General features: G+C 60.6%; 23 protein-coding genes. 8 read left to right on the forward strand and 15 right to left on the reverse strand.

The features are described 5' to 3' along the window. Positions 1-115: 115 nt before the first annotated feature. From rpoZ to ACFWHB_RS00180, 3 genes are all read right to left on the reverse strand, one after another. Positions 116-391, reverse strand: a complete 276-nt coding sequence (gene rpoZ, locus ACFWHB_RS00170; RefSeq protein WP_005307060.1) for a DNA-directed RNA polymerase subunit omega — start codon at positions 389-391, stop codon at positions 116-118. 79 nt (positions 392-470) lie between these two features. Further along, positions 471-1097, reverse strand: coding sequence for a guanylate kinase (gmk, locus tag ACFWHB_RS00175; protein WP_139745085.1), 627 nt, complete (start codon positions 1095-1097; stop codon positions 471-473). 300 nt (positions 1098-1397) lie between these two features. Further along, a complete protein-coding gene (locus ACFWHB_RS00180; RefSeq protein ID WP_395949233.1) occupies positions 1398-2453 on the reverse strand; it encodes a glycosyltransferase family 9 protein in 1056 nt (351 codons plus the stop codon). 140 nt (positions 2454-2593) lie between these two features. Between ACFWHB_RS00180 and ACFWHB_RS00185 the strand changes: the two genes are divergently transcribed. Next, entirely contained in the window at positions 2594-3298 is a 705-nt protein-coding gene (locus ACFWHB_RS00185) for a 3-deoxy-D-manno-octulosonic acid kinase (RefSeq protein WP_106887820.1), read from the forward strand. A 131-nt stretch (positions 3299-3429) separates the two neighbouring features. Next, a complete protein-coding gene (locus ACFWHB_RS00190; protein ID WP_106885350.1) occupies positions 3430-4293 on the forward strand; it encodes a GGDEF domain-containing protein in 864 nt (287 codons plus the stop codon). Between the two features lie 75 nt (positions 4294-4368). Here ACFWHB_RS00190 and ACFWHB_RS00195 read toward each other — a convergent pair whose 3' ends face one another. Beyond that, complete coding sequence (locus ACFWHB_RS00195) at positions 4369-5226, reverse strand: carboxylate/amino acid/amine transporter (protein WP_234570708.1); 858 nt, start codon at positions 5224-5226, stop codon at positions 4369-4371. 42 nt (positions 5227-5268) lie between these two features. Between ACFWHB_RS00195 and ACFWHB_RS00200 the strand changes: the two genes are divergently transcribed. Further along, positions 5269-5745: a DUF6314 family protein gene (locus ACFWHB_RS00200; RefSeq protein ID WP_395950231.1), complete on the forward strand. Its 477-nt coding sequence runs from the start codon at positions 5269-5271 to the stop codon at positions 5743-5745. A gap of 130 nt (positions 5746-5875) precedes the next feature. On the opposite strand, the gene ACFWHB_RS00205 is transcribed toward ACFWHB_RS00200, so the two are convergent. Both ACFWHB_RS00205 and ACFWHB_RS00210 read right to left on the reverse strand, forming a co-directional pair. After that, positions 5876-6037: a hypothetical protein gene (locus ACFWHB_RS00205; RefSeq protein ID WP_005326376.1), complete on the reverse strand. Its 162-nt coding sequence runs from the start codon at positions 6035-6037 to the stop codon at positions 5876-5878. Then, positions 6022-6921 (reverse strand): DMT family transporter, encoded by a 900-nt coding sequence (locus tag ACFWHB_RS00210; protein ID WP_111911414.1) that lies wholly within the window; start codon positions 6919-6921, stop codon positions 6022-6024. Before ACFWHB_RS00210 ends, ACFWHB_RS00205 begins: the two co-directional genes overlap by 16 nt. Positions 6922-7012: 91 nt before the next feature. Between ACFWHB_RS00210 and ACFWHB_RS00215 the strand changes: the two genes are divergently transcribed. Next, positions 7013-7972 (forward strand): LysR family transcriptional regulator, encoded by a 960-nt coding sequence (locus ACFWHB_RS00215; RefSeq protein WP_106885347.1) that lies wholly within the window; start codon positions 7013-7015, stop codon positions 7970-7972. On the opposite strand, the gene trpS is transcribed toward ACFWHB_RS00215, so the two are convergent. Both trpS and ACFWHB_RS00225 read right to left on the reverse strand, forming a co-directional pair. After that, on the reverse strand, positions 7951-8964 hold the full coding sequence (trpS, locus tag ACFWHB_RS00220) for a tryptophan--tRNA ligase (protein ID WP_395949234.1): 1014 nt from the start codon (positions 8962-8964) through the stop codon (positions 7951-7953). The genes ACFWHB_RS00215 and trpS overlap by 22 nt on opposite strands. A 191-nt stretch (positions 8965-9155) precedes the next feature. Next, on the reverse strand, positions 9156-9590 hold the full coding sequence (locus tag ACFWHB_RS00225; protein WP_025325220.1) for a universal stress protein: 435 nt from the start codon (positions 9588-9590) through the stop codon (positions 9156-9158). 378 nt (positions 9591-9968) lie between these two features. On the opposite strand from ACFWHB_RS00225, the gene fabV reads away from it, so the two are divergent. Further along, positions 9969-11156: an enoyl-ACP reductase FabV gene (fabV, locus tag ACFWHB_RS00230; protein ID WP_395949235.1), complete on the forward strand. Its 1188-nt coding sequence runs from the start codon at positions 9969-9971 to the stop codon at positions 11154-11156. Between the two features lie 14 nt (positions 11157-11170). On the opposite strand, the gene ACFWHB_RS00235 is transcribed toward fabV, so the two are convergent. Beyond that, on the reverse strand, positions 11171-12946 hold the full coding sequence (locus tag ACFWHB_RS00235) for a diguanylate cyclase domain-containing protein (RefSeq protein WP_395950232.1): 1776 nt from the start codon (positions 12944-12946) through the stop codon (positions 11171-11173). 209 nt (positions 12947-13155) lie between these two features. Between ACFWHB_RS00235 and ftnA the strand changes: the two genes are divergently transcribed. Together ftnA and ACFWHB_RS00245 are read left to right on the forward strand one after the other, a co-directional pair. After that, complete coding sequence (gene ftnA / locus ACFWHB_RS00240; RefSeq protein WP_005326403.1) at positions 13156-13680, forward strand: non-heme ferritin; 525 nt, start codon at positions 13156-13158, stop codon at positions 13678-13680. Positions 13681-13833: 153 nt separating this feature from the next. Continuing rightward, positions 13834-15018, forward strand: a complete 1185-nt coding sequence (locus ACFWHB_RS00245) for an NAD(P)/FAD-dependent oxidoreductase (protein WP_395949236.1) — start codon at positions 13834-13836, stop codon at positions 15016-15018. Positions 15019-15098: 80 nt separating this feature from the next. Here the strand turns inward: ACFWHB_RS00245 and ACFWHB_RS00250 are convergent, their stop codons facing one another. Next, positions 15099-16319, reverse strand: coding sequence for an MFS transporter (locus ACFWHB_RS00250; protein ID WP_289987215.1), 1221 nt, complete (start codon positions 16317-16319; stop codon positions 15099-15101). 223 nt (positions 16320-16542) lie between these two features. Here ACFWHB_RS00250 and leuE point away from each other — a divergent pair, with 223 nt between their 5' ends. Further along, entirely contained in the window at positions 16543-17181 is a 639-nt protein-coding gene (gene leuE / locus ACFWHB_RS00255) for a leucine efflux protein LeuE (RefSeq protein ID WP_106885341.1), read from the forward strand. Positions 17182-17223: 42 nt separating this feature from the next. Here the strand turns inward: leuE and ACFWHB_RS00260 are convergent, their stop codons facing one another. The 5 genes from ACFWHB_RS00260 to ACFWHB_RS00280 all read right to left on the reverse strand — a co-directional run bounded on the left by ACFWHB_RS00260 (position 17224) and on the right by ACFWHB_RS00280 (position 23347). Further along, positions 17224-17898, reverse strand: coding sequence for a molecular chaperone (locus ACFWHB_RS00260; protein WP_395949237.1), 675 nt, complete (start codon positions 17896-17898; stop codon positions 17224-17226). Between the two features lie 14 nt (positions 17899-17912). Beyond that, a complete protein-coding gene (locus ACFWHB_RS00265) occupies positions 17913-19529 on the reverse strand; it encodes a hypothetical protein (protein WP_395949238.1) in 1617 nt (538 codons plus the stop codon). A gap of 2 nt (positions 19530-19531) precedes the next feature. Next, positions 19532-21976 carry a fimbrial biogenesis outer membrane usher protein gene (locus ACFWHB_RS00270; protein ID WP_395949239.1) on the reverse strand — a complete coding sequence of 815 codons (2445 nt, stop codon included), beginning with the start codon at positions 21974-21976 and terminating at the stop codon, positions 19532-19534. Positions 21977-22055: 79 nt separating this feature from the next. Next, positions 22056-22715 (reverse strand): hypothetical protein, encoded by a 660-nt coding sequence (locus tag ACFWHB_RS00275; RefSeq protein WP_395949240.1) that lies wholly within the window; start codon positions 22713-22715, stop codon positions 22056-22058. A 59-nt stretch (positions 22716-22774) separates the two neighbouring features. Continuing rightward, positions 22775-23347, reverse strand: a complete 573-nt coding sequence (locus ACFWHB_RS00280; protein ID WP_290030502.1) for a common pilus major fimbrillin subunit EcpA — start codon at positions 23345-23347, stop codon at positions 22775-22777. Positions 23348-23530: the final 183 nt, after the last annotated feature.

Here is a 23530-nt window from a genome sequence, read left to right on the forward strand (position 1 = left end):
AACGACAATCCGTGGAATTGAGGGTATGCCCTCGAGTTTGCGAGGTTTTCGAGCGGTTGTAAATGGGAAGAACAGTCGGCACCCGGGCGGGCGCCGACCATGAGAAATAACTGACTTAACCGCGGCCTTCGGCGATGGCAGCAACGGCAGCCAGCTCGGCGGCTTCCTGCTCTTGCTGCTCGTAGCGGTCCTGGGTATCCATCACCTGGTTGTTGACCAGACCCAGTTCGATCTCGCGCAGGGCGATCACGGTCGGCTTGTCGTTCTCTTCGTCGACCAGGGGATCTTTGCCTTGTACCGCGATTTGACGGGCGCGGCGTGCGGCGACCAGCACCAGGTCAAAACGGTTACCTACCTGTTTTACAGCATCTTCTACAGTAACGCGTGCCATGCAGGACTCCAGTGTTTGGGCTTTCTGTGTTTGAAAAAGCAGTGTTTAAAAATGACGCAAAAGTTTACTTGTTTTTGGCCTATTCTGCCAGTAGCTGTTGCAGCAAGTTTTGTTGGGCCTGCTGCTGCTGGCGCAATTCCAGCCGCTGGCACTCTATGATGGCCCTGAGCTGGAACAGCGCCTGCTCAAAGTCTTCATTGATAATGACATAGTCATACTCGTCGTAGTGCACCATTTCGGCAATGGCTTTCGCCATCCGGCCGGCGATCACTTCGCTGCTGTCCTGGCCGCGGCCGATCAGGCGGCGCTCCAGCTCCTCCCGGCTCGGGGGCAGGATGAAGATGGACTTGGTCGCCATCTGCTCTCGGATCTGGCGGGCACCCTGCCAGTCGATGTCGAGGAAGACGTCGATGCCCCGGGCCAGACAGGCCTCGATGGCGGCGCGGGAGGTGCCGTAGTAGTTGCCGAACACCTCTGCCCACTCCAGAAAATCGCCCCGCTCGATCAGCGCCTTGAACTCTTCCACCTGCACGAAGTGGTAGTGCACCCCGTGCTCTTCGCCGGGGCGAGTGGCGCGTGTGGTGTGGGAGACGGAGAGTTGCATCTTGCCGGCGTCGTTGTGCTGGGTCAGCAAGGCATTGAGCAGGCTGGACTTACCGGCCCCGCTCGGGGAGGAGATGATATAGAGAGTGCCTTGTTGCGCCATGTCTGTACCTTTAAGCGATGACCCGTGTTTTGGTTGTAGCAGAGGCTGCCGTCATGTGCCCTAAAGGGAGACAGTCGCTCGCAAAACGCGGGAAATTCTTGAGTCGGGAGGTTGTAAAGGCGGCGAATGTTAGCAGATGGGGGCGGATAAAAAAACGGCCGGAATCATATTCCAGCCGATCAAAGTATTCGTTGCTTGCTGCGGGAGCGTTACCCACATCGGCCGCTATTCTGCCCCCGGCACCCGGCTTGGGCCATCAGATTATCCCTGCCTCAGGGCTCGGAATTTCCGAGTTGCCCCTCAGCCCGGCAGCTGGCGCTCGGCACAGAGCCGATCGAAGGCGGCGATGACACGTTCGCTGGTTATCTTGCGCATGGCGTCCGGATCCTTGAGACGGGTGCGCCAGTCGAGTGCCGCCAGCGGCTTGCCGGTCTCCTGCTCGATCAATTCTTGATAGACGCTGACCGCGTGTTCGCGGCACAGATAGGGGCCGGTGCGATCCGGGTTGTGATGGGCGTAGAGGCCGATCACAGGTGTGCCCACCAGGGTCGCCATGTGGGTGGGGCCGGTATCGGGGGCCAGCACTAGACTGGCTTCCTTGATGAGCGCCAGCAGTTGCTTGAGGTTGGTCTGCCCCACCAGATCCACCGGTTGGCTCAGGCTCAGGCGCTGGATGTCGGCGGCCAGATCCCGCTCCAGTTTGGCCGGCCCGCCGCAGAGGTAGACCTGAAACCCCTTGTTGGCGGCGTGATCCGCCAGGGCGGCATAGCCTTCGGCGGTCCAGTTCTTGAACGCCTTGCTGGCGGCTGCACAGATGAGCAGGGTCGGTTTGCCGTCTATCTTCTCCCGTGCCCAGGCCTGATGCTCGGCGCTGATGGGCAGTTGCCAGTCCGGGGTCAGATCCTGGATGCCAAGTTCTTTGGCGAAGGCGAGAAAGCCATCCAGCACATGGGGGGAGGCGGGGGACGGCACTTGATGGTTGGTGAACAGCCACTGGCCGTCGTTGGCCCGCGCTTTATCGAACCCGAGTTTGAGCTTGGCCCTGATGCCCAGGGTGGCGATGCTGGCCCGCAGGGCCGCCTGCAGGTGGAGCAGGGCATCGAATTTGCGCCCCTTGAGGGTGCGCCAGAGATCGCGGTAGCCGCGCCAGCCCTTGCTCTTGTCGAAGGGGATCACCTCGACCCCGGGCAGATCGGCAAACAGGGTCGCCTCTATCTTGCCGGTAATCCAGGTGATGCGAGTCTCTGGCCAGGCCCGCTGGATGACGCGCACCAGCGCCAGCGCATGGCAGCAATCCCCGATGGCGGAGAGCCGCAGGATGCAGATAGAGGAGGGCGGCGTTTGGAACAGCGGCATGATGTGGCGCAATGGTGGCAAAATGGATGGATGGCATTATGCAAACTCCCTTGTGGATTGTAAAATTGCGCCAGCTGCCCGACCGGCACAGTCCCCATGACGGGATGCATTGCGCCCCACTATCGACCGGAATACTCATGATGCTGACACAGACCGCCCACAACCAGATCTGCTGGTATGCCGAAGGCGCCTTCCGCGACCCTTCCCCCGCGTTGTTCGATCCGGCCTGGTGGCAGACCCATCGGCAGGTGGTGGGCTCCGCCATAGGTCGCGGGGTGACCTGGTTCGTGAAGGATGAGTCGCGCCACCTGGTGCTGCGCCACTATTATCGCGGCGGCATGGTGGGCAAGCTGGTACGGGATCGCTTCTGGTTCGAAGGGGTCGAATCGAGCCGCGCCATGGCCGAATACCGTCTGCTGGCCCAGCTGAGCGAGCAGGGCTTGCCGGTGCCACGGCCATTCGCGGCCCGCATGGTCAAGCAGGGGCCCTTCTATCGCGCCGACATCCTGATCGAGCGCATCCGCGGCGCCAAGGATCTGGTGGCCCTGCTCAAGCAGGGGCCCCTCGCCGACGAGGTGTGGCACAGGGTGGGTCAGACGGTGCGCCGGCTGCACGAGGCCGGGGTCTATCACGCCGATCTCAACAGCCACAACCTGCTGCTCGACAAGGAGGGCAAGGTATGGGTAATCGATTTTGACAAGGGGGCTATCCGCTCCCCCGGCAACTGGCAGCAGGCCAATCTGGAGCGGCTGCAGCGCTCCTTCAGCAAAGAGTCCCAGCTGCATACCAGCTTCCATTTCGTGCCGGAGAACTGGCAGGCTCTGATGAAGGGCTATCAAGGCTGAGGGAGTCGCTGGGGCGGATGAGAGGGCACCAGGGAAAAGCGAGTTGACGCTGTTGCTCGGCGCAATCGCCAATGTTACTTATTGAATGTTGCTGTCTGGGCAGACAGTCAGATCCGGTGTCGAGGCGCGTGATGGAAAGGTATGAGACTCCCGGGGTTGAGGTCATTACCCCGCTTGAGGTGACGCTGAAGGCAGAAGCCATGGCGATGCTGGAGGCCGGGATCTGGACCTGGTCGGCGGAACAGGGCCTGAGGCGCGATCCCTCCTGCCTGCAACTGCTGGGGCTGGCGGGGAACGAGCTGGATGATCTCGGCTGGCTGGCACGGGTGCACCCGGATGACGGACCCCGCCTGGGGGAGGCCATCGACGCCTGTCGGGAGGGGCGCAGCAGCGGGTTGCGGCTCGAGTACCGGATCCTGCACCATCAGGGTCACTACATCCGGCTGGAAGAACGGGTGCGCCGTGACGAAGGGGGCCAGCTGCTGGGGGTGGTGCGCCATCTGGATGCGGCCATGCCCCAGCTGGACGATCGTCACGACACCGATCCCCTCACCGGGCTCGAGAGCCGCAGTCACTTCGAGTCGCTGCTGGACGAGCGGCTGGCCAGCGAGAGCGGCAGCTTCTGCCTGCTGCAGTTCACCGTGGATCACCGCAGCAAGATATTGCAGCTGTTTGGTGAGGCCGCCTGTGACGCCATGCTGGCCAAGCTGGCCCGCATAGTGCGCCGCGAATTGCGGCGGGAAGATCCCTTCGCCCGCTGGGACGAGGACGGTTTCATCCTGATGCTGTCCCAGACAGATCGGCTGAGCGGCCTCGAGATTGCCGAACGGCTGCGTCTCGAGATTGCCGATGCCAGCCTGCTGCCCGAGCGGCCGGTGACCGTCAGCATAGGCCTGGTGCAGAGCCAGAACGCCGAGCAGCTCGATCACCTGCTGGCCCGGCTGGCCTCCTGCCACGGTCAGGCCAGGCGGGAACGCAATACTGTGGTTGGCTGATTTTTAGTCAGCGCTCACTCACCCGCTGACGCCTGTGGATCAAAGGAGGCTTGTATCGGCAGGCCTGGCGGTTCGTCACTCCGTGCTACGCGCCGGCTGGCGCTGGCAGACCCAGAGGGAGGCCAGCATCAGCAGGGCGCCGAGGCTGAGCCTGAACAGATCCGTATCCTTGCCCCAGAGCACCAGGTTGACCAGCAGACCGGCCGGGATCAGGGCGTTGTTCATGATGGCCAGCACGCCGCTGCTGACCAGGGTGGCCCCCTTGTTCCACAGGAAGTAGCCGAGCCCGGATGCCCCCACCCCCAGCCAGAGCAGTATGCCCCACTGCAATCCACTCGTCGGGTATTGCGGTTGGCCCAGCAGCCACCAGGCGGGCAGGGCGATCACCAGGGCCCCCAGATAGAAGCAGCCGAACACCGCCAGCTGGGGCGGTTGCTGCGCTTCTCGGGCCAGCAGCACCTTGTAACCCACCTGGCCCAGGGCGAAGCAGAGGTTGGCCCCCTGCACCACCAGGAACCCCATCACATAGCTCTCGGTCAGGCCGTCGAAGCGGATGACGGCCGCTCCCAGCACCGCCAGCAGCGCCCCCCACAGGTAGGTCGGCTTGAAGCGCCCCTCCAGCAGATCGTGGATCAGGGTGACGTAGATGGGGGTGAAGATGGTGAACACCAGCACTTCCGGCACCGTCAGCAGCAGGAAGGAGTGGTAATAGAACAGATACATGATGCCGAGCTGAATAGCGCCGAGTGCCATCAGCTTGATGACCAGATCGGGGCGCAGCCAGCGGCGGCGCAGGAAGGGCAGGAACACCAGGCTGGCGAGGGCGATGCGGGTCAGCACCGAGAAGTAGGCGTCCACCTGGCCGGCGAGGTAGACCCCGATCAGGCTGAAGGAGAAGGACCAGAGCAGGGTAACCCCTATCAAGTAGTTCATGTGATTGAATTGTCGTCAGTTGTCAATTTGGAGGGCGCTATGATGGCCGAGTTGGAAAGCGCGATCCAGCGTTTATGGGAGCAGTTGCCACAGATCGGCGCTTTCGCCTTCGAGGCGAGCAACGGGGCGGGTTCCGCGACCGACTGGAACGGCCGTGGCGAGGGAGAGGTGCGGGTGACCGATCATCAGGGTGGCTGGCTCTTTACGGAGCAGGGGCGCTACACCACGCCCCATGGCCGGGTACTCACCATGCACAACAGCTTCTGGTGGCAGCGCGGCGAGCGGGGGATTTCTCTCTCCCACCTGCGCCATGAGGCCCCCGTCCTGCTGTTCGAGCTGTTGTCCCAGGGGGATGGCCGCTGGCTCACCGCCGAGGCGCACCTGTGCGGTCAGGATCACTACAGCGCCGAGCTGACGCAGACCACGAGCGGCTTTCTGCTGGGCTGGGAGATCAGGGGGCCACGGAAGAACGAGCGGCTCAGCTACCGCTACTGGTCGGAGGGCGGGAAACCGGCATAAAAAAACCGGCGCAGAGCGCCGGTAGCGGGGACAAATCGGAGGTTTTTTTTAAAACGGTCCCAAAAACAGGAGAGATACACTCTCGTCACACATTCAGAGATGGCATTCAGGCATTCAGGCATTCAGGCATTCAGGCATTCAGGGCATAGCTCAGCATGGCCTGCAGCTTGCTGTCGAAGAACCAGGGCAGGGTCAGCATCAGCAGGCCGAGCAGTCCGGCCAGCCGGTGGCGATACTGCCAACCGGCTATCAGCACCAGACCGCCGCACAATGTGGTCAGGATGCCTGACATAGGCTGGCCTCCCGACGGGCACGACGCTGCTGTGCCCACTGGTTCAGGGCGACCGAACCCAGGATCAGCGCCAGTGCCACGGCCGTGGTGGAGTGCACCTGCTCGCCGAGGAAGAGGGCACCCAGCATGACGCCGAACAGCGGCACCAGGTAGTTGCTGAAGGAGGCGAAGGTCGGGCCCGCCTTCTGGATCAGCGCCATGTAGAGGAAGTAGACCAGACCGGTACAGAAGACCCCCAGCACTGTCACTGCGCCTATGGCCTGCTGGCTCGGCAGGGTGAGGGCGCTCAGATCGGTGACGAAGGGCGCGGCCAGCAGCAGCTGGATGGCTGACGAGATCAGTATGTTGCGGGCCACTACCACGGGGTGGTCCTTGGCGAAGCGCTTGATCATCAGCAGGCCGATGGCGAAGCAGCTGGCGCCGAACAGTATGGCCATGGCGCCGAGCAGACCGGCGTTCATGCCGTTGGCCAGCTTGGGCCAGAACAGCACCAGCACGCCGACGAAGCCGATGGCCACGGAGAGCAGACCCCCCTTGGTGATTCTTTCACCAGAAATAAACAGGGGCGCAGCCAGAATGGTCACAAAGGGGATACAACCCATGACCACGGCGGCGATGGCGCTGTCCACATATTGCTGACCCCAGGCCACCATGATGAAGGGGATGGTGGCATCGAGCAGGGCGATCAGCATATAGGTACGCCAGGGGGTGTGCTCGCTCTTGAGGCGCATGAACAGGCAGAGCAGACCCAGGGTCAGGCTGCCGCACAGGGCGCGACCGGCCGCCACCATGATGGGGGGCAGTTCGGTAACGGCCTGATGCATGAAAATGAACTGGGAGCCCCACAACAGGCCTATCGCCAGCAATAACAGATAGCTACGCATGTTAATCTCCGATGTAATTCGCCCGCGCATTCTATGCAATCTGCTACTATGCCAAAAATGAATTGTCGTCATTCAACTATGGCCAATATCGATGGAACTCCCCCTCTCCCGCCTCGACCTCAACCTGCTCACAGTGTTTGACATGCTGATGCAGGAGCGCAACGTCACCCGTGCAGCGGAGCGGCTCCACCTCTCCCAGTCCACCGTCAGCCACGCCTTGGGGCGATTGCGACAGGCGCTGGATGATCCCCTGTTCGTTATGAGCCGGCGGGAGATGATGCCGACCGAGCGGGCCAAGGCGCTGGCCGGGCCGGTGCGCCAGGCGCTGGCCATGCTGGAGCAGGGCTTGCGCCAGGCCAAGGGATTCGAGCCCGCCAGCGCCCAGCGGGTATTTCGCATCGCCACTCCGGGCTCGGTGGAGCACGGCCTGGTGCCGACCCTGGTGGAGCGCATGGTCCAGCAGGCACCCCACTGTAGGCTGGAGGTGTGCGAGCTGGCGGACAGCGACTATGAGCGGGAGCTGGAGAAGGGGGAGCTGGATTTGGTGATCGGCTTTGCCGGCGCCAACCACCTCTCCCCCCGCCTGTGGCGCGAGGAGTGGTTCAGCAATCCCCTGGTCTGCCTGTCGCCGCTCGGCAGCGAACTGCCCGATGAGCTGGGGCCGGACGAGCTGGTGAGCCGCCCCCACATCCACACCTCCAGCTGGGGGCACAGCCAGGCCATGGTGGATCTCTGGCTGGCCCGCTTCGGGGTGGCGCGGGAGCTGGGGGTCAGGTTGCCGAGCTTCATGGCGGTGCCGCAGTTGATGGCGACCGGCCGCTATCTGGTGGTGGTGCCCGAGATGATAGGGCGCCACTTCTGCCGCTACTACCCGCTGCGGCTGCATCAGCTGGAGCCCGCCATTCCCATCGTCTACCTGATGGCGGGCCACCCGCTCACCGCCCACGACGAGGCGATCGGCTGGTTCAAGGGGCTGCTGCACCGGCTCGCGTTCGAGCGCTACGGTGCAGACGCGCTGGGTGCGCCGACTCAGCGCAACCCGGCGAAGTAATCCAGTCCCATGGCGCTTTTGACCTCTGCCAGTACCTCGTCGGTGAGGGCGCGGGCCTGCAAGGTGCCCTGATAGAGCAGAGCCAGCAGCTTCTCCTTGTCGGCGATGGCTGCCTGACGGCGCTCCCGCATCGGGGCAAGCAGGGTCTGCAGGCAGTCGTTCAGCACCTGTTTGCAGCGCATATCGCCGAGACCGCCGCGCTGGTAGTGGGCCTTCATCTCGGCCACCAGCGCCTTGTCCGGGTGGAAGGCGTCCAGATAGGCGAACACCGTATTGCCCTCCACCTGACCCGGATCGCTCACCTTGAGGTGGTTGGGGTCGGTATACATGGCGAACACCGCTTGCTTGATCTCTTCCGCCGACATGCCGAGCTCTATGGTGTTGCCGAGGGACTTGGACATCTTGGCCTTGCCGTCTATACCGGGCAGGCGGCCGGTGTCGCTCAGGATCGGCTGGCACTCGGTCAACACCTCCTTGCCCACCAGGGCGTTGAAGCGGCGCACTATCTCGTTGGTCTGCTCCAGCATGGGCAGTTGATCCTCGCCCACCGGCACATGGGTGGCGCGAAAGGCGGTGATGTCGGCGGCCTGGCTGACGGGATAGACCAGAAAACCGGCCGGCAGGCTGCGCTCGAACCCTTTTTGCTGGATCTCCGCCTTGACGGTGGGGTTGCGCTCCAGCCGGGCGACGCTGACCAGATTGAGGTAATAGGTGGTGAGCTCGGCGAGGGCGGGCAGGGCGCTCTGCAGGCAGAAGGTGGTCTTGGTCGGGTCCAGGCCGGCGGCCAGGTAGTCGGCCATCACCTCCAGCACGTGATCTGTCACCTTGGCCGGGTTGTGGCCGTTGTCGGTCAGCGCCTGCAGATCGGCGATCATCACGAATTGACGGTAATGGTGCTGGGCCTCGACGCGCTGGCGCAGGGATCCGACGTAGTGGCCTATGTGCAGTTTGCCGGTGGGGCGATCGCCGGTCAGGATAACGGGGTTGTGCATGTCACTCTCTCCAGTGGGGTGGGCCGGGAGGCGACAAAGGGATGAAAACAATGACCGCCTCTCGGCGGTCACGGTGTTTTCTTTGGGAAAAATTACATAGAAAAGCAGTGCCGCCTGTTTATAAGCAGCACCACCAGTAGTTGTGATTGACGATGGTCATGTTCATGGCAAATCAAGCTACGCCTGTTTGATCACTTCTGCAAGGGTACGACCAGCAGATCGCAGGGCACAGTGTTCATTAGCTGGCGGGCGCTGGAGGTGAGCAGGCTCCAGAAGCTCTGGCGGTGGCCGCACACCAGCAGGTCTATCTGGTAATCCTTGACCGCCTGATTGACCCGCTCGCTCAGATCGCCGCAGATCACCAGCTTCTTCTCGATGGGGTAGTCCACCGAGGCGAGGAAGGCCTCCAGCTTCTCTTTCGCTTCGGCGATCACCTGATCCTGCACGTTGTCGATATCGATATCGATCATCTCGGTGTAGAGATCCTTGAGGTCCACGTCCACATGGATCACCGACAGCTTGGCGCCATTGGAACGGGCCCGGTCGACCGCCTTGTCGATCACCTTGCGGTTGTCTTCCGACAGGTCGATCGCCGCCAGTATGTGCTTGTAATAGGTTCCACTCATGGGAATTCTCCTCACTGATCCTGGGTTCACTATACCAATGTCCGCTGAAACTAAAACGGCGATGTCACCACAGTTTCAGGATTTGCATGGCAAGCCCGTACACCCTGGTTGCCATTGCGGATAAAGAGTCGCACATATTTTGAACAGGAGTTTGAAGCCGATCACAGCCGCTCTATTGCCCCGACCCAGGGAGGGGAATAGGATGTGCCCGTGCTTCGCAATGAACACAACACAACAAAAAGCATCTGAATAACGCTTTGGGGAGCCTTGTGCTCCCTCTTGTTTTTTTACCTTCCTTTCTCTGCTCCGACCCCCTTTATATCAAGGTAATCTGCTCCGTCATGGCTATGCTGTAGCCAATTCAAGCGGAGGTCTCTCATGATTATTCATCCTCAGATCCAGGGTTGCGTGGCCCGCAACTGCCATCCCATCGGCTGCCGCGCCGCCGTGCAGCAGCAGATCGCCAGCGTCAAGGCGGCGGGCCCCTTCAACGGGCCCAGGCGGGTGCTGGTGCTGGGGGCCTCCTCCGGCTTCGGGCTGGCGTCGCGCATAGCGCTGACCTTCGGGGCCGGCGCCGACACCCTGGGCATCTCGTTCGAGCGCGGGCCTTCCGACAAGGGGCTCGGTAGCGCGGGCTGGTACAACAACATCTGGTTTCGCCAGGCGGCGGAGCTGGAGGGACGCATCGCCATCAACCTGATCGGCGATGCCTTCTCGGACGCCCTGCGCCAGCAGGCCATCGACGGTATCCGCCAGCAGCTGGGTCAGGTGGATCTGGTGATCTACTCCCTGGCGAGCGGCCTCCGGGTGCTGCCGGATGGTCGCCAGGTGCGCTCGGTGCTCAAGACCACGGGCCAGCCCTTCAGCGGCTGGGGGCTGGATCTGGAGCAGGACGCCCTGGTGCAGCAGTCATTGTCTCCCGCCACCCCAGAGGAGATCCGCGACACAGTCACAGTGATGGGGGGCGAAGATTGGCAACTCTGGCTGCAGGCGTTGCAGCAGGCCGATTGTCTGGCCCCAGGCGTGCAGACAGTCGCCTACTCCTACATTGGCCCTGAATCCACCTATCCCCTCTATAGAGACGGCACCATCGGTTACGCCAAGGAGCACCTGCACGCCACCGCCGAGACAATCAACCTGCAGCTGGCCGAGCTCGGTGGCCACGCCTGGGTGTCGGTGTGCAAGGCGCTGGTGACCAAGGCGAGCGCCTATATTCCTGTGCTGCCGGTGTATCTGGGCCTGCTGATGGGGGTGATGAAGGAGCGGGGCGTGCACGAGGGCTGCATCGAGCAGATGCAGCGGCTGTTTGCCGCCAAGATGTACGGGCCCCATGGGGTGGTGGCCGACGGCAACCGGTTGATCCGGATGGATGACCACGAGCTGGACCCGGCCATTCAGGCCGCCGTCTCGGCGCTCTGGCCCAAGGTGACGCCGGACAACTTCCACGCCCTGGGGGACTTCGCCGGGTTGCGCCAGGACTTTATGGAGCTCAACGGGTTCGAGCTACCCGGCGTCGATTATGGGGCGCCGGTGGATGTCGCCTCCCTGACCGAGCTGCTGCCCTGAGTCAGGTGCCTGTCTCAGGCGACGTTGCAGGCTGGCTGGTTGGGGGCCGGGGCCAGTATGGTCTGGTTGCGCCCCTGACGCTTGGCCTGGTACATGGCCATGTCGGCCCTGTGGATCAGCTGGCTGAGGCTGTCATCGTCCGGTGAGCGCTCCGCCACCCCAATGCTGATGGTCATGTGGGGGGCGGCCAGGTAGGCGACCCGGTTTCTCAGCTGTTCGGCCAGCCGCCAGCAGGTGGCGCCGTCCTGCGTCATGGCTACCAGAAACTCCTCTCCCCCCCAACGCCCGACCTGTTGCAGGTCAGGTGCCCAGCTCTTCAGTTCCCGGGCCAGCTGCCGTATGGCCTGGTCCCCGGTCTGGTGGCCGTGCCTGTCGTTGATCTGCTTGAAGTGGTCGATGTCGATGATGAGCAGGGTCAGTGGCGCATCCAGCTGCCACTGCTGCTCCAGTTGCTCCAGCAAGGCGCGGCGGTTCGGCAGCCCGGTCAGCTGATCGAAAGTGGCGAGCTTGTAGAGGTGGCGCGAGCTGCGGTGCAACCTGTGGGTGGTGAGTCCGAGCAGGATCAGGGCGCCAGCCAGCAGGACGACCAGCATCAGCTGGTAGTAGCGGGCGCTCTGCTGATACAGCAGTTGCTGGCGCTTGTTCTCGTTCTCCTGCTGCAACGCCAGGTTGCTGGCCTCGCTGCGGGCCAGGTCCATCTCGACCTGGAAGGCGGCGGCATGCTGGCTCAGGGTCTGATTGAAGTGCTGCCTGTAGTGCTGCATGTAGCGGGTCATGACACCATAGGCCTCGGGGTAGCGTCCCAGATCTGCCAGCAGCCTGGCCTGCATCGCCTTGCCCTCTATGCTGACCGGGCCTGGCTGGGTCGTCAGCAGTTGCAAGGCCAGCTGGGTTTCCCCCCGTCCCTGCAGGGTTCTGGCCCGGATCTCGGTCAGCCGGGAGGCGGCATGGGGATAACCCAGCCCCTCATAGATGGCCTGCGCCTCCTCCAGGCTCTGCCAGGCCGAGTGCCAGTCTCGCTGCGCGTTGAACACCATGGCCCTGTAGCCGAGGACGATGGCGCGATAGTGGGGCGAGAGCCCGGGGGTGGCCAGCAGGGTATCGAGCAGCTCGCTCGCCCGATCGGGGCGCGCCATGTCGATGTAGAGCCGCGCCATGTTGGCCCGGATGATGGCCTGACTGTTGGGTTCGTTCAGTCGCACCATCTGTCCGAGGGCATCCTGATAGTAGGTCTCGGCCTCCCGGTGGAGGTTGAGATCGGCATAGAGGTTGCCAAGGGTCATCATCAGGCGGGCACACTGCAGGGTGGAGAGTGTGCTTCTGGGCCCTTTCTGCTTGAGCTGGAAGGCGGTCTTGAGCTCGGCGATCGCCTCCTTCATCTGCTGGGTACGGTAGAGGGCGAGGCCATTGAGGGCATGCCACTCGGACTCCTGCTGGACATGGCCCAGGACGGCCGGCCTGAGCTGGGCCAGCAGCTGGAGGGCCTGCTCGGGGGCCTCGGTATCCAGGGTCAGGGCTATCTGTTGCAATCTGAAGTCGAGCAGGCGCTGGCTTTCTTGCTGGGCACTGGCCAGCCCGCGGGCGCGGGCGTTGTCCAGCAGGGCCTGCTGGTAGCGTCCCAGGGCGGCCTGGGCAAGGGCCCTGGCATGGAACAGCTCCATGTCCTGCTGCGGGCTGGCGTCGAGGCGCTGCAGATAGCCGACGGGATCCCGCGCCGCCTGCAATTCAGCCTCTTCCAGCAAGGAGGGAGTGGCCTGCAACTGGGTTATCCAGAGCAGCGCCAGTGCCATAATGAATCTCATTGAATCCTTTCCCCGACCACTGGCGCCATCATAATGGCTGACGCCACCTACACCATGTTTCTTTGCTTCTCTATAACCGTATGGGGGACAGGATGAGGCGAGGCCGGGTCACAACTGCGAGCGTTGACCGTCGTATCTGGTTGCGTCAGGCTGCAACAGTGGCGACAATCGTGACCAAATCACAGTGGAGAATCATCATGTTGGCCAAAGCCATGATCGAGAAGTTGAACGAGCAGATTAATCTTGAATTCTATTCCTCCAATCTCTACCTGCAGATGAGCGCCTGGTGCGAGGACAAGGGCTTCGAAGGGGCTGCCACCTTCCTGCGCAAGCACGCCGCCGAGGAGCGCCAGCACATGGAGCGCCTGTTCACCTACGTGAGCGAAACCGGCGGCATGCCGCTGTTGGGGGCCATAGATGCGCCTCCCCACGAGTTCAACTCGCTGGGGGACATCTTCCGCACCACCCTGGAGCACGAGTTCCACATCACCAAGTGCATCAACGGCCTGGCCCATGTGGCATTCACCACCCAGGACTACTCCACCTTCAACTTCCTGCAGTGGTACGTGGCCGAGCAGCACGAAGAGGAGAAGCTGTTCAAGAGCATCGTCGATCGTCTGTCGCTGGTGGGCGAAGATGGCAAGGGTCTCTACTTCATCGACAAGGAGCTGGCCGAGCTGGCCAAGGGCGCCCCTGCCAGCATCATGGACGGCAACGCCTGATAGTCGTGGACACTTAGTGTTCAGCCAGTACAATACGGCCCCCTTGTGGGCCGTTTTCGATTGATGCAGCCATGAAACCGCCGCTGTGGTTTCTGCCGGATGCGATGACGGCTCCTTGGCAGGGGCCGTTTTTCTTTTGATGGGTGCGTGATGATGAAGCAGTGTGATGTGGTGGTGATCGGGGCCGGTGCGGCTGGCTTGATGTGTGCGGCTCAGGCCGGTTATCGGGGGCGAACCGTGCTGCTGCTGGACAACGCCAAGAAGCCGGGCCGCAAGATCCTCATCAGCGGCGGCGGTCGCTGCAACTTCACCAACCATCAGGCCGGTCCCCACGCCTTCCTCTCCGGCAATCCGCACTTCTGCAAGTCGGCGCTGGCGCGCTACACCCAGCAGGACTTCATCGATCTGGTGGACAGGCACGGGGTGAATTATCACGAGAAGACCCTGGGTCAGCTGTTCTGTGACGAGAGCGCCAAAGAGATAGTCGAGGTGCTGCTCACCGAGTGTGACTGGGCCGGAGTGACCCTGCAGTGCCAGACCGAGATCCTCTCCGTCAGCAAGACGGATGATGGCTTCCTGCTCGACACCAGCAAGGGCGAGATCCGTTGCCACTCTCTGGTGGTGGCGACCGGCGGCCTCTCCATGCCGAAACTCGGCGCCACCCCCTACGGCTTCAAGCTGGCGGAGCAGTTCGGCCTCACAGTGCTGCCCACCCGCGCCGGTCTGGTGCCTTTCACCCTGCATCAGGAACAGAAAGAGGCCTTCGCCGATCTCGCCGGGGTCAGCCTGCCGGTGGCGGTGACCGCCGAGGATGGCACCCGCTTCAAGGAGGCCATGCTGTTCACCCACCGCGGCCTCTCGGGCCCCGCCATACTGCAGATCTCCTCCTTCTGGCTGGCGGGAGAGAAGATCCACATCAACCTGCTGCCCGAGCTGGATATCCCGGCGGCCCTCAAGGCATGGGCGCTGGCGCACCCGGCCCAGGAGCTGAAAACCGTGCTGGGGCGCGAGCTGCCCAAGCGCTTCGTCGACAAGCTGGTGGAGCTGGGACAGCTCAACAGCAAGCCGATGCGTCAGTACAACGAGCGGGAGCTGGAGGCGGTTGCCACCCTGCTGGGGGACTGGCAGATACTGCCGAACGGCACCGAAGGCTATCGCACCGCCGAGGTGACCCTGGGGGGCGTGGATACCAACGAGCTCTCCTCCAAGACCATGGAGGCGCGCAAGGTGCCCGGTCTCTACTTCGTCGGCGAGGTGGTGGACGTGACCGGCTGGCTCGGCGGCTACAACTTCCAGTGGGCCTGGTCATCGGGCTGGGTGGCCGGTCAGTACTGCTGACCAACCTTCGTTCTCATCAACTTCAGACGCGGCCTCTCAGGCCGCGTTATTTATGGACGGTCTTCCGTGCGGGGCATCTATTAACCCTTTCTGATGGTCGGCAAAAAAGCGGTCAGCAGGCCGATCAGCGGCAGGTAGGCGCAGAGCTGGTACACGGTTTCTATGCTGGTCGCATCGGCCAGCTGACCCAGCAGGGCTGCGCCTATGCCCCCCATGCCGAAGGCGAAGCCGAAGAACAGACCGGAGATGGTGCCGACCTTGCCAGGCACCAGCTCCTGGGCGTAGACCAGGATGGCGGAGAAGGCCGACGCCAGGACGAGGCCGATGATCACCGAGAGCACCGAGGTCCAGAACAGGTCGACGTGGGGCAACAGCAGGGTGAAGGGGGCGACGCCCAGGATGGAGATCCAGATCACCCGCTTGCGGCCGATGCGGTCACCGATCGGCCCACCGAGCACTGTGCCCGCCGCGACGGCGAACAGGAAGGCAAACAGATGGAACTGGGCGCTGTCCAGCGACAGGTTGAACTTGTCCATCAGGTAGAAGGTGTAATAGCTGCTCAGGCTGGTCATGTAGAAGAATTTGGAGAACATCAGCAGGCCCAGGATGGCCAGCGACCAGCCGATCTGGCGGCGGCTCAGGCCACTGCCTGCATGGGCTTTCATCCGCTTGTGGAAGTTGGCCCCGTGCTGGCTCGACCAGCGCCCGACCAGGCAGAGCACCATGACGCCCACCAGGGCGAACAGCGAGAACCAGGCCGCGCTGCCCTGTCCCTGCGGCACTATGATGAGCGCGGCGAGCAGCGGACCTATGGCCGAGCCGAGGTTGCCGCCGATCTGGAACAGGGATTGGGCCAAGCCCGGCTGGCTGCCGGCCGCCATGCGGGCGACCCGGGAAGACTCCGGGTGGAAGACGGACGAGCCCATGCCGATCAGCATGGCCGACAGCAGCACGGCGCCAAAGCTGCCCGCCTGTGACAGGGAGAGCAAGCCGATCAGGGTAAAGCCCATGCCGAGGGGCAGCGAATACGGCATGGGCCTGCGGTCTGTGTAGAGGCCGATCAGCGGCTGCAACAGCGAGCCCGTGAACTGATAGGTGAGGGTGATGAGCCCAATCTGGGTGAAAGACAGGTCGAGGCCGAGCTTGAGCAACGGATAGATGGCCAGCAGCACCGACTGCATCATGTCGTTCAACAGGTGCGAGAAGCTGATTGCGGCAATCACCGGATAAGTGGTGGTGTTCAGAGGGTCGGCCGAGGGCGTCGCGGTGACAGAGGTATCGGTGCTCAAGGTCTTGTCCATGGGTGAGGTATCTGCGGTTTCATACTCCCTCTACCATGCCCTATCCCGGTGCATCTGGACATAACCAAAGTGGGCGAACGCCGGGGGTTGCTCTCGATCGGCGTGCAAGCCGTTCATGCTGAAGGTGTGTGGATGGCAGGTCAGATCTTGTGCTTGGCGCGTGGCGGATTAGTATAGAAAGCCTGCCGCCGCTATCCGGCCCATCGCCCGCCATGGAGGGAACATGTTCGAAAGCCTGGGAGTCATCAATGTCTGGACCTATCTGGTGGGGCTCTTCTTCATCATCATAGCGCCGGGCCCCAACTCGATTTATGTGCTGCGCACCGCCGCGGTGCGGGGCATAGGACCTGGCTATCGCGCCGCCCTCGGCGTCTTCGTCGGCGATGCCATTCTCATCTTCTGCGCCTACCTGGGGATCGCCTCCCTCATTCGCACCACCCCCTTGCTGTTCACCCTGGTGCGCTACCTCGGCGCCATCTATCTGCTCTATCTGGGGGTGAAGATCCTCCATGCCAACTTCATTGCCAAGGGCGAAGGGCAGGAATCTGCGGTGGAGCTGGGGGAGCGCTATTTTTCCAAGGCGCTGACCTTGAGCCTCACCAACCCCAAGGCGATCCTCTTTTACGTCTCCTTCTTCGTGCAGTTCATCGACTTCAGCTATGCCCACACCTGGATCTCCTACCTGGTGCTGGCCGGCATGCTGGAGGCCATGAGCTTCGTCTATCTCACCCTGCTGATCTTCGGCGGCACCCTGATGGCGCGCTTCTTTGCGCGCAAGGTGCGTCTCGCCAAGCTGGGCAACGGCCTGATCGGCCTATTCTTCATGGGCTTCGCGGCCAGGCTGGCCACGCTCTCATCCTGATCTCTCAGGGAAGTAACATGCAGGACACTCGGTCCAGGACGCCTAGTCTGGCCAGCAATCCTTGCCGACAGGGATAAAGCGTGATTGATAGACGATCAGCTTCTGATTGCCAGACTGGCTGATCTTGGGGTTGCGGTAGGTTTCACCGGGCCGAAGGTACTTGCTGTCAGCCTCGCTGTCCGCTTGTTGGCAACCCTGTTTCACCATGAATTCAAAGTAGGTATTGCCGGTATTGATGATGCTCCCCCTTGCCGGGTCGAACTTGTAGTCAAAGTGCACCTGACGCGGGCGAACGACCAAGATGGACTGCAATGCCAACTTCACCTCTACTGCACCCCGGCGCAGTGTCTGGCCACCTTCGTCAATCTGGGCAGCCGGTGACTCTGTGAAGGTGATGCGATAGTAGCGCTCCAAGGCATCCGCCGGTCCCTTGTAGTAGAACTTGACGTTCTGTGCACGTTTGGCATGCAGCGTGAAGCGCTTGGGGGCAAACAGCAGTTCACCCGGAGTCGTGGGAACCGCCTGGCCTGTGGCCGTGGGGTCACTGATCTTCTCCATCTGCACTTCGTACACCTTGGGCGAGGTACTGTTGTTGGTGACGGTGCGGGTGATGAAGTCTTCCTTCGGCGCCATGGCAAGGGTCATGGCGCCGATGTCGATAGCCATGGCCTGCGAGGCCAAGGTGCCGGCCAGCAAAGGCCAAAGAATACGATGCATGCTGTTCTCCGTTGTCAGCGCCAGGTTCCCTTTATGGTAATGGTGCCGCTCTGCTCTACTTCACCTTCCCACATCTCATTGCCAACTGTGCCTTGCACCATGGGGTCGGTCAGGTCGAACTCCAGCGCCAGCTTGTAGAACCGGGTGATGCCCTGGCCGTTGACGGGATCGTTCCACTCCTGCGGTGGCTGGTTGTCCTGTATACCCAATTTACGTATATCTACCGGAGTCCGATCGCAGCGAATGGCGTGCCGTGAAGCCGCACCATGAGCCACCGAATCGAATACCAACCTGGTGGGTAAAGGTACGGCCTGTTCGGGTGCTGACGAGCCAGCAGGATAGAAAGTGCAATATCCCTGATAAGGCGAACCTCTGTCCTGTGAAATGGAAATTTCCAGCATGTCGGCACTGATGGGGCCGCTATCAGAGATATTGTATGAGAAACTCAAAATATCTTTTCCGACCTGACCCTCCCTGTAAGGGTTGCTGACGCCTTCCGAAGATAAAATGGAAACGCTAAAGTCCCGTGGCTTTATAACTATTTCAGTTGTGCCACTGAATTCATAGAATCCACTTTCCGGTGCTTTGATATTTCGCATATTGAAGTTAATCATGCTTCTCGTCAATTGATCTTGAAGGCCAAGTCTAACCACTTGTTTGAAGAAATTACTGGAGAGAAAGAGATAAATGGACGACTGGCCTTTAAGATAGCTGACATTGTAGTCAGCCCCTTTGTATGCCCAATTGATGAGATTTGTACTCATCTGTACATCGGCACCAGCAATAGCACTATTAAGAGCTGTATTTTTGATATTGGTGTATACATAGGGATCGGAAAATGATTGGCTACCATCCTGATTGAAATCGTAGTCAAGAAAGCGACAGAGAACGCCATCACGCGTGCCAAGCCGATAGTTTTCACAGCCTTGAGAGCCTGGCAGTACATATGGAACACCATTGCTATCAACAATAATTTCACTGATGGCATTGGTTTGTATAAAACGTAGATGACCGGACTTTTTATGTCGAACCTTCTTAACGTACCAAGTACCACTGCTTTGATCGATGCAGCGTTCTCCTGCGGTAGCATCATATATTCTGGTCGTCATGCAGAGATTCATCTCCCTATTAAGGATAGTACCTACCGGCATGGTACGAAGGTAATCAAAGAAGCTGGAGCTTAATTTTGCATGAGCATATCCAGTCGCAGCCTTCATTAATCCAAAAAAACCAGTTTCATTTACTACTGCTGGCTTGTTGACCGCTTCAGCTGTTTGAGGATCACATCCTGCCCAGCTTTTGATGCAACGCTGATTAATATAGGGATGACGGATCGGGCCATTTTCCCACATGTCGATATTATAGTTTGTGACAGTGTAGTTATGCGCATTGTCAGCATATGCCAGACTGACCTGTCTTGAATCAGACGTCCATGAATTTCCGCCTGATAGACGAGGGTCCAGGTAATCGGTTGGTGTAATAAATAAATTATGGTCTTCCTGATTCTCAATAAACAATAAATGACGCAGGTCTGCATCCGCTAAATTATATTTTGTGACAGCGGCACTGCTGTACTGTGCCCAGCCAGCGCCAAGCGCAATGACCAATAGCAATCTGTGAGTGATGTTCATGATCAATACTCCCTAACCATGGCGTAGGTGGGCAGCCCCTGGCAGGTCACGATCCCGACCCAGACTGCGCCCGTGTGTTTTTCAAGATCCAGCTCGGCTTCACAGAAATCATTTCCCTGGCGGAAGGTCAGCATGGGATTGGCTTTATCCACATCCAGAGAAAACTCGCCGGTTTCGTTAGTGACAGTAGTGCCGATATGGTTGTCAATGCGGGCGTTGGCCAGCAGTGACCCATCCTCTGCCCTGAGTACGCCGAAGACAGTGACCATCTCCTTGATCGCACTGCCTGCATCCAGAGTGGCGACGTTGCCGGGAAAGAGGGTGTAGCGCTGCTTGCCGGTATTGATGTCGTAGCTGTCTTTGCCCGTCTTGCTGTTTAGCAGCTCAACTTCGTACTCCTGGTAGGGAGAGAGCGCGAGGAATGCCTGTTCCCCTTGCAGGGGATAGTCTTGCCCATTCACCTTGGCGATCATCTGCCCTTCACGGTTGATCCCGGTATTGATGATTAAACCGGCACCTGAGGTACTCCTGCCCGATGCAATAACATCATTCTCCGTGGTGATCAGGGCGCCACGTGCAATGAGGTTGCCATTCATGTCCCCACCATGGCCACGGCCGAGCGTCATTGAGCCGCCTATGGCCCTGTGCTCAAAACCCAGGGTGCCGGAGAGCGCCATATTGTGTTCATCGCTGCCGTGCACCATGCGCGAAGCGTTGAACGTCGCCAGATTGATGACACCCTCCATGCGCTTCTGGTAGCTGAGGTTGGCCGTTGTCTGGCCCTGCTCATTGCTGCTCATGCCGAAACTGAACAGGTTGTCGAACGGAATCGAGTAATCCAGCGTGATGCTCTTGTTGCTGAAGCCATTGAGAGTGCCGCTGTCACTCTGCAGGCTGGCGCGCATCGACAGGTTGCCGTAGCGGCCGGCATAGAGGTGCTGGTAGTAGTCCACATAGCTGCGGTCGCTGCTCATCTGGCGGTCGTGCGTGGTGTTGAATGTCAGCTGGCCAAGGCCGCTGATCCAGCCCCCCAGATTGAGCGTGATGCCGGCGGAGTAGAGTTCGGTCTCGCCCACCGTCAAGGCGCTCCCTGCCTCCAGTTTTTCCTGGCTGACCCACAAGGAGGCATTGTCATGGACCTGCAGGGAGAGACTGGAAGCAAGTCGCCACGAATGGTCGGAGGCCAACATGCCTTGCAGCTGGGTGCCGAGGTGCTCCGTCGCCTGCCAGCTGGCTCGTGCTTCGCCCACAGCCGCCTCCTTGAAGGCATAAGTTGCGGTGGCCAATTCAAGGGTGCCCAGCGAACGCGCGAGTGACAGACCCAGCAGGGGAGAATCGCCGTTGTTCTGGGAGCTTTCCATCATGCCTCCCCACCATTGCCATCCCCACTCCCGGGTAAAACCCTGGTTGCCGCCCAACTTGGTCACACGTTGGGTGGTGGTGCTGGTCAAACGCCCATCGACATAGACTTCGACCGTGACGTTGTAGACCCCGTTGGGGAATGAAGAAGTATCGAGGTTCTGGTTGCCGATGGGCAGGTTCTGCAGGCCAATCAGGCGTTCATCGCGGTATACCCTGGCTTCGCCATTGGCAGGCATGAAGACTTGCACCGGCGTGGTTGACTCGTTGGTTGCCTGTTTCCGAGATTGTGCCTGGTTGCCATACGATGCCCCGTAAATACGACCCGTGGTCAGGCCTGTCACCACTCCCAGCGTCTGCAAGTCCCAGGTGGACACCATACCAGCCGCCACCCGGCGATCATCGAGGTCCCGCTCGTACATGGCGCGGTAGATATCCCCGCTCTGTTCCGGTTGACCCAGGTTGTAAAGGGAGGCGTCCATGGCCACATGATGGGCCCCCAGCCCGACAGTGCTGTCCAGTTGCAGGAAGTTGGAGTCGCTGTGACCGCTTTGCTGGTTGTTGATGAAGGAGTAGCCCAGGTTGTAGCGATGCACGCCAGTCAAGGAATCGACGGTTGGAGTCAATGCCACACGGTTGTCTGGCTGCTTGGCCTGGCCAAATGCTTCCCGTGAAACCCGGATCGTCAGCAGCATGGCGACCAGGTCCAGCTGCATGCTGGCGTTGCCGTCGATCTGCAAACTGCCATCAGCGGAAAAAGTACGTCTTTTCTTGCTGGAGAGCATGGTGGTGAGGGTGTCGTTCAGCACACCTTGCTGCTGTCCGGCGCTGAAATCAATGTGCAGTAAATGCAGTTTGCCATCCTGAAGCATCAGGGTTGCATTGCCGATAGAGTCATCGGTCTGGGTGTCGATCCGATTGCCCTCATCCGTGTATTGCAGGCGTACTGGCACCGCGAGCCCATCCTCCAGCGCGCTGGCAAAGCTGGCAGGAATGATGACGTTGGCGATCCTGAGGGGAGAGGTGCTGGCAGAGACTGACATCGCAATCAGCCATAAGAGTGGCAACAGGCAGGCTTTTTTCAACATATCAGGCACCATGGCTCCAGATTTCGGCAATGGGGCTCCGCCACCCGACGGGATGGTGAAGGCAGTACCAGCACAAAGGTTATTTGACGACGACGAATTCCTGACCCAACCAGAGGCCTAAATGGCTCTTTTTGTCACTCATGTTGACCTGCTTGAATTTGCGTTGCTTGCCCGGCAGGTCGTAGTAGGTTTCCTTGCACAACTCCTGGCTTTTCAGGCAGGGTCCATATGCAACTGTGCGGTAAGAGGCATTACCCTTGTTGGTCAGGGTGTCGCCCTTCAGGTCGTAGGCAAATTGCTGCTGGCGCGGTGTGACCACCAGAATGGTGCCTATCTGGGCTGAGGTGGTGGCCACTGCCTGTCTGCGTTCGTTGCGCTGATCGTCTACGGAGAGTGCCGTGTCCAGCCAGCGGATGCGGTAGTAACGCTCCTTGCCATCCTGCGGGCCCTTGTAAAAGAACCTCACGTTGTTCTTGGCGTTGGCGGGCAACATCAGTCGGCTGGGTGACAGCATCAGTTCACCGTCGACCTCCATCGGCATCTCCTGTCCGCCCTCTTCCGGAGAGGAGATGCGCGTTACTGTGACAGTGACCAGTCGGGCTTGATCGCTGTCATTTTCGATTTGCTTGGCTACTTCCTGGCTACCCGCATCGATGAAGGTGGTCACGGCGCCGACATTGATTGCCTGGCTGAGACCAGGCATGAGGAGCAGCCATGGCACTAGTACTTTCAGGTTCATGATATTTCCTGGGATTGAAAAGGGCCCCGCGGGGCCCTGAATGGTGTGCGGTGGATGGGTCAGACCCAGTTAGCAACGAATTCGACGTTGACTTCACCACTCCACAGACCGTCTGGCAGGGCATCAAAGGTGGTGGTGCTGCCACCGGCGGTTGCGCTCTCGATGTTGAAGGTGAAAGAGCCCTGTGCCGTGGTGCGCTGAGAGTCGTCCTTGAACCCATTGGCGATGGGGGAGAGGTTGCCACCCGTGATGCCGGCCGCCGTATCGATCAGTGTGGTGTAGGCGGTGGTGCTGACCGGTGCGCCGCCCCACAGCACGCCCACATCGACGGTGGAGTCGCCGCCCAGATGATTCAGGGTGCCGTTCAGCTTCTTCGCCTTCAGGGTGAAGTCGGTCGCGCTGGCATCCCCCTTGATGGCGACATCAAACAGGCCGTTGACGGTATTGAACCCCTTGATCCCTTCGGCATATTGGAAGGAGAGGCTGGAGAGCGGGGTAACAACCAGCTCTGAGGTGGTGTCCTTCTTGGCGGTGGCCTGCCAGGTTGCTACTGCGGACGCTTCAACGGCTGCCTGAGTGGCGGCGGCAAAGCCCAGGCCTGCAACTGTCAGTGCAATAAGAGTCTTTTTCATCTTGGTATTTCCTACACGTTTCCCGATAGGTGGACATGGCCACCTGTTTGATTCATTGCACCACTGGTGCTTTCCTCTGCCGTCCCATCGGCCAATTTGACCAAGGGTTGCTGCCGAACACTGGAACATATGGTTCCGTTGCCCAGCTCATTTCTTCGCCGACTAAGATAGCGATCAGACCTG

Origin of the sequence: Aeromonas mytilicola subsp. aquatica (genome assembly GCF_044336385.1) — a bacterium.
Classification (GTDB): Bacteria; Pseudomonadota; Gammaproteobacteria; order Enterobacterales; family Aeromonadaceae; genus Aeromonas; species Aeromonas rivipollensis.

What these genes read in the sequence shown, in the direction of transcription:
- rpoZ (WP_005307060.1), bottom strand. Translation starts at nt 391, where the DNA reads ATGGCACGCGTTACTGTAGAAGATGCTGTAAAACAGGTAGGTAACCGT.
- gmk (WP_139745085.1), bottom strand. Translation starts at nt 1,097, where the DNA reads ATGGCGCAACAAGGCACTCTCTATATCATCTCCTCCCCGAGCGGGGCC.
- ACFWHB_RS00180 (WP_395949233.1), bottom strand. Translation starts at nt 2,453, where the DNA reads ATGCCGCTGTTCCAAACGCCGCCCTCCTCTATCTGCATCCTGCGGCTC.
- ACFWHB_RS00185 (WP_106887820.1), top strand. Translation starts at nt 2,594, where the DNA reads ATGCTGACACAGACCGCCCACAACCAGATCTGCTGGTATGCCGAAGGC.
- ACFWHB_RS00190 (WP_106885350.1), top strand. Translation starts at nt 3,430, where the DNA reads ATGGAAAGGTATGAGACTCCCGGGGTTGAGGTCATTACCCCGCTTGAG.
- ACFWHB_RS00195 (WP_234570708.1), bottom strand. Translation starts at nt 5,226, where the DNA reads ATGAACTACTTGATAGGGGTTACCCTGCTCTGGTCCTTCTCCTTCAGC.
- ACFWHB_RS00200 (WP_395950231.1), top strand. Translation starts at nt 5,269, where the DNA reads ATGGCCGAGTTGGAAAGCGCGATCCAGCGTTTATGGGAGCAGTTGCCA.
- ACFWHB_RS00205 (WP_005326376.1), bottom strand. Translation starts at nt 6,037, where the DNA reads ATGTCAGGCATCCTGACCACATTGTGCGGCGGTCTGGTGCTGATAGCC.
- ACFWHB_RS00210 (WP_111911414.1), bottom strand. Translation starts at nt 6,921, where the DNA reads ATGCGTAGCTATCTGTTATTGCTGGCGATAGGCCTGTTGTGGGGCTCC.
- ACFWHB_RS00215 (WP_106885347.1), top strand. Translation starts at nt 7,013, where the DNA reads ATGGAACTCCCCCTCTCCCGCCTCGACCTCAACCTGCTCACAGTGTTT.
- trpS (WP_395949234.1), bottom strand. Translation starts at nt 8,964, where the DNA reads ATGCACAACCCCGTTATCCTGACCGGCGATCGCCCCACCGGCAAACTG.
- ACFWHB_RS00225 (WP_025325220.1), bottom strand. Translation starts at nt 9,590, where the DNA reads ATGAGTGGAACCTATTACAAGCACATACTGGCGGCGATCGACCTGTCG.
- fabV (WP_395949235.1), top strand. Translation starts at nt 9,969, where the DNA reads ATGATTATTCATCCTCAGATCCAGGGTTGCGTGGCCCGCAACTGCCAT.
- ACFWHB_RS00235 (WP_395950232.1), bottom strand. Translation starts at nt 12,946, where the DNA reads ATGGCACTGGCGCTGCTCTGGATAACCCAGTTGCAGGCCACTCCCTCC.
- ftnA (WP_005326403.1), top strand. Translation starts at nt 13,156, where the DNA reads ATGTTGGCCAAAGCCATGATCGAGAAGTTGAACGAGCAGATTAATCTT.
- ACFWHB_RS00245 (WP_395949236.1), top strand. Translation starts at nt 13,834, where the DNA reads ATGAAGCAGTGTGATGTGGTGGTGATCGGGGCCGGTGCGGCTGGCTTG.
- ACFWHB_RS00250 (WP_289987215.1), bottom strand. Translation starts at nt 16,319, where the DNA reads ATGGACAAGACCTTGAGCACCGATACCTCTGTCACCGCGACGCCCTCG.
- leuE (WP_106885341.1), top strand. Translation starts at nt 16,543, where the DNA reads ATGTTCGAAAGCCTGGGAGTCATCAATGTCTGGACCTATCTGGTGGGG.
- ACFWHB_RS00260 (WP_395949237.1), bottom strand. Translation starts at nt 17,898, where the DNA reads ATGCATCGTATTCTTTGGCCTTTGCTGGCCGGCACCTTGGCCTCGCAG.
- ACFWHB_RS00265 (WP_395949238.1), bottom strand. Translation starts at nt 19,529, where the DNA reads ATGAACATCACTCACAGATTGCTATTGGTCATTGCGCTTGGCGCTGGC.
- ACFWHB_RS00270 (WP_395949239.1), bottom strand. Translation starts at nt 21,976, where the DNA reads ATGTTGAAAAAAGCCTGCCTGTTGCCACTCTTATGGCTGATTGCGATG.
- ACFWHB_RS00275 (WP_395949240.1), bottom strand. Translation starts at nt 22,715, where the DNA reads ATGAACCTGAAAGTACTAGTGCCATGGCTGCTCCTCATGCCTGGTCTC.
- ACFWHB_RS00280 (WP_290030502.1), bottom strand. Translation starts at nt 23,347, where the DNA reads ATGAAAAAGACTCTTATTGCACTGACAGTTGCAGGCCTGGGCTTTGCC.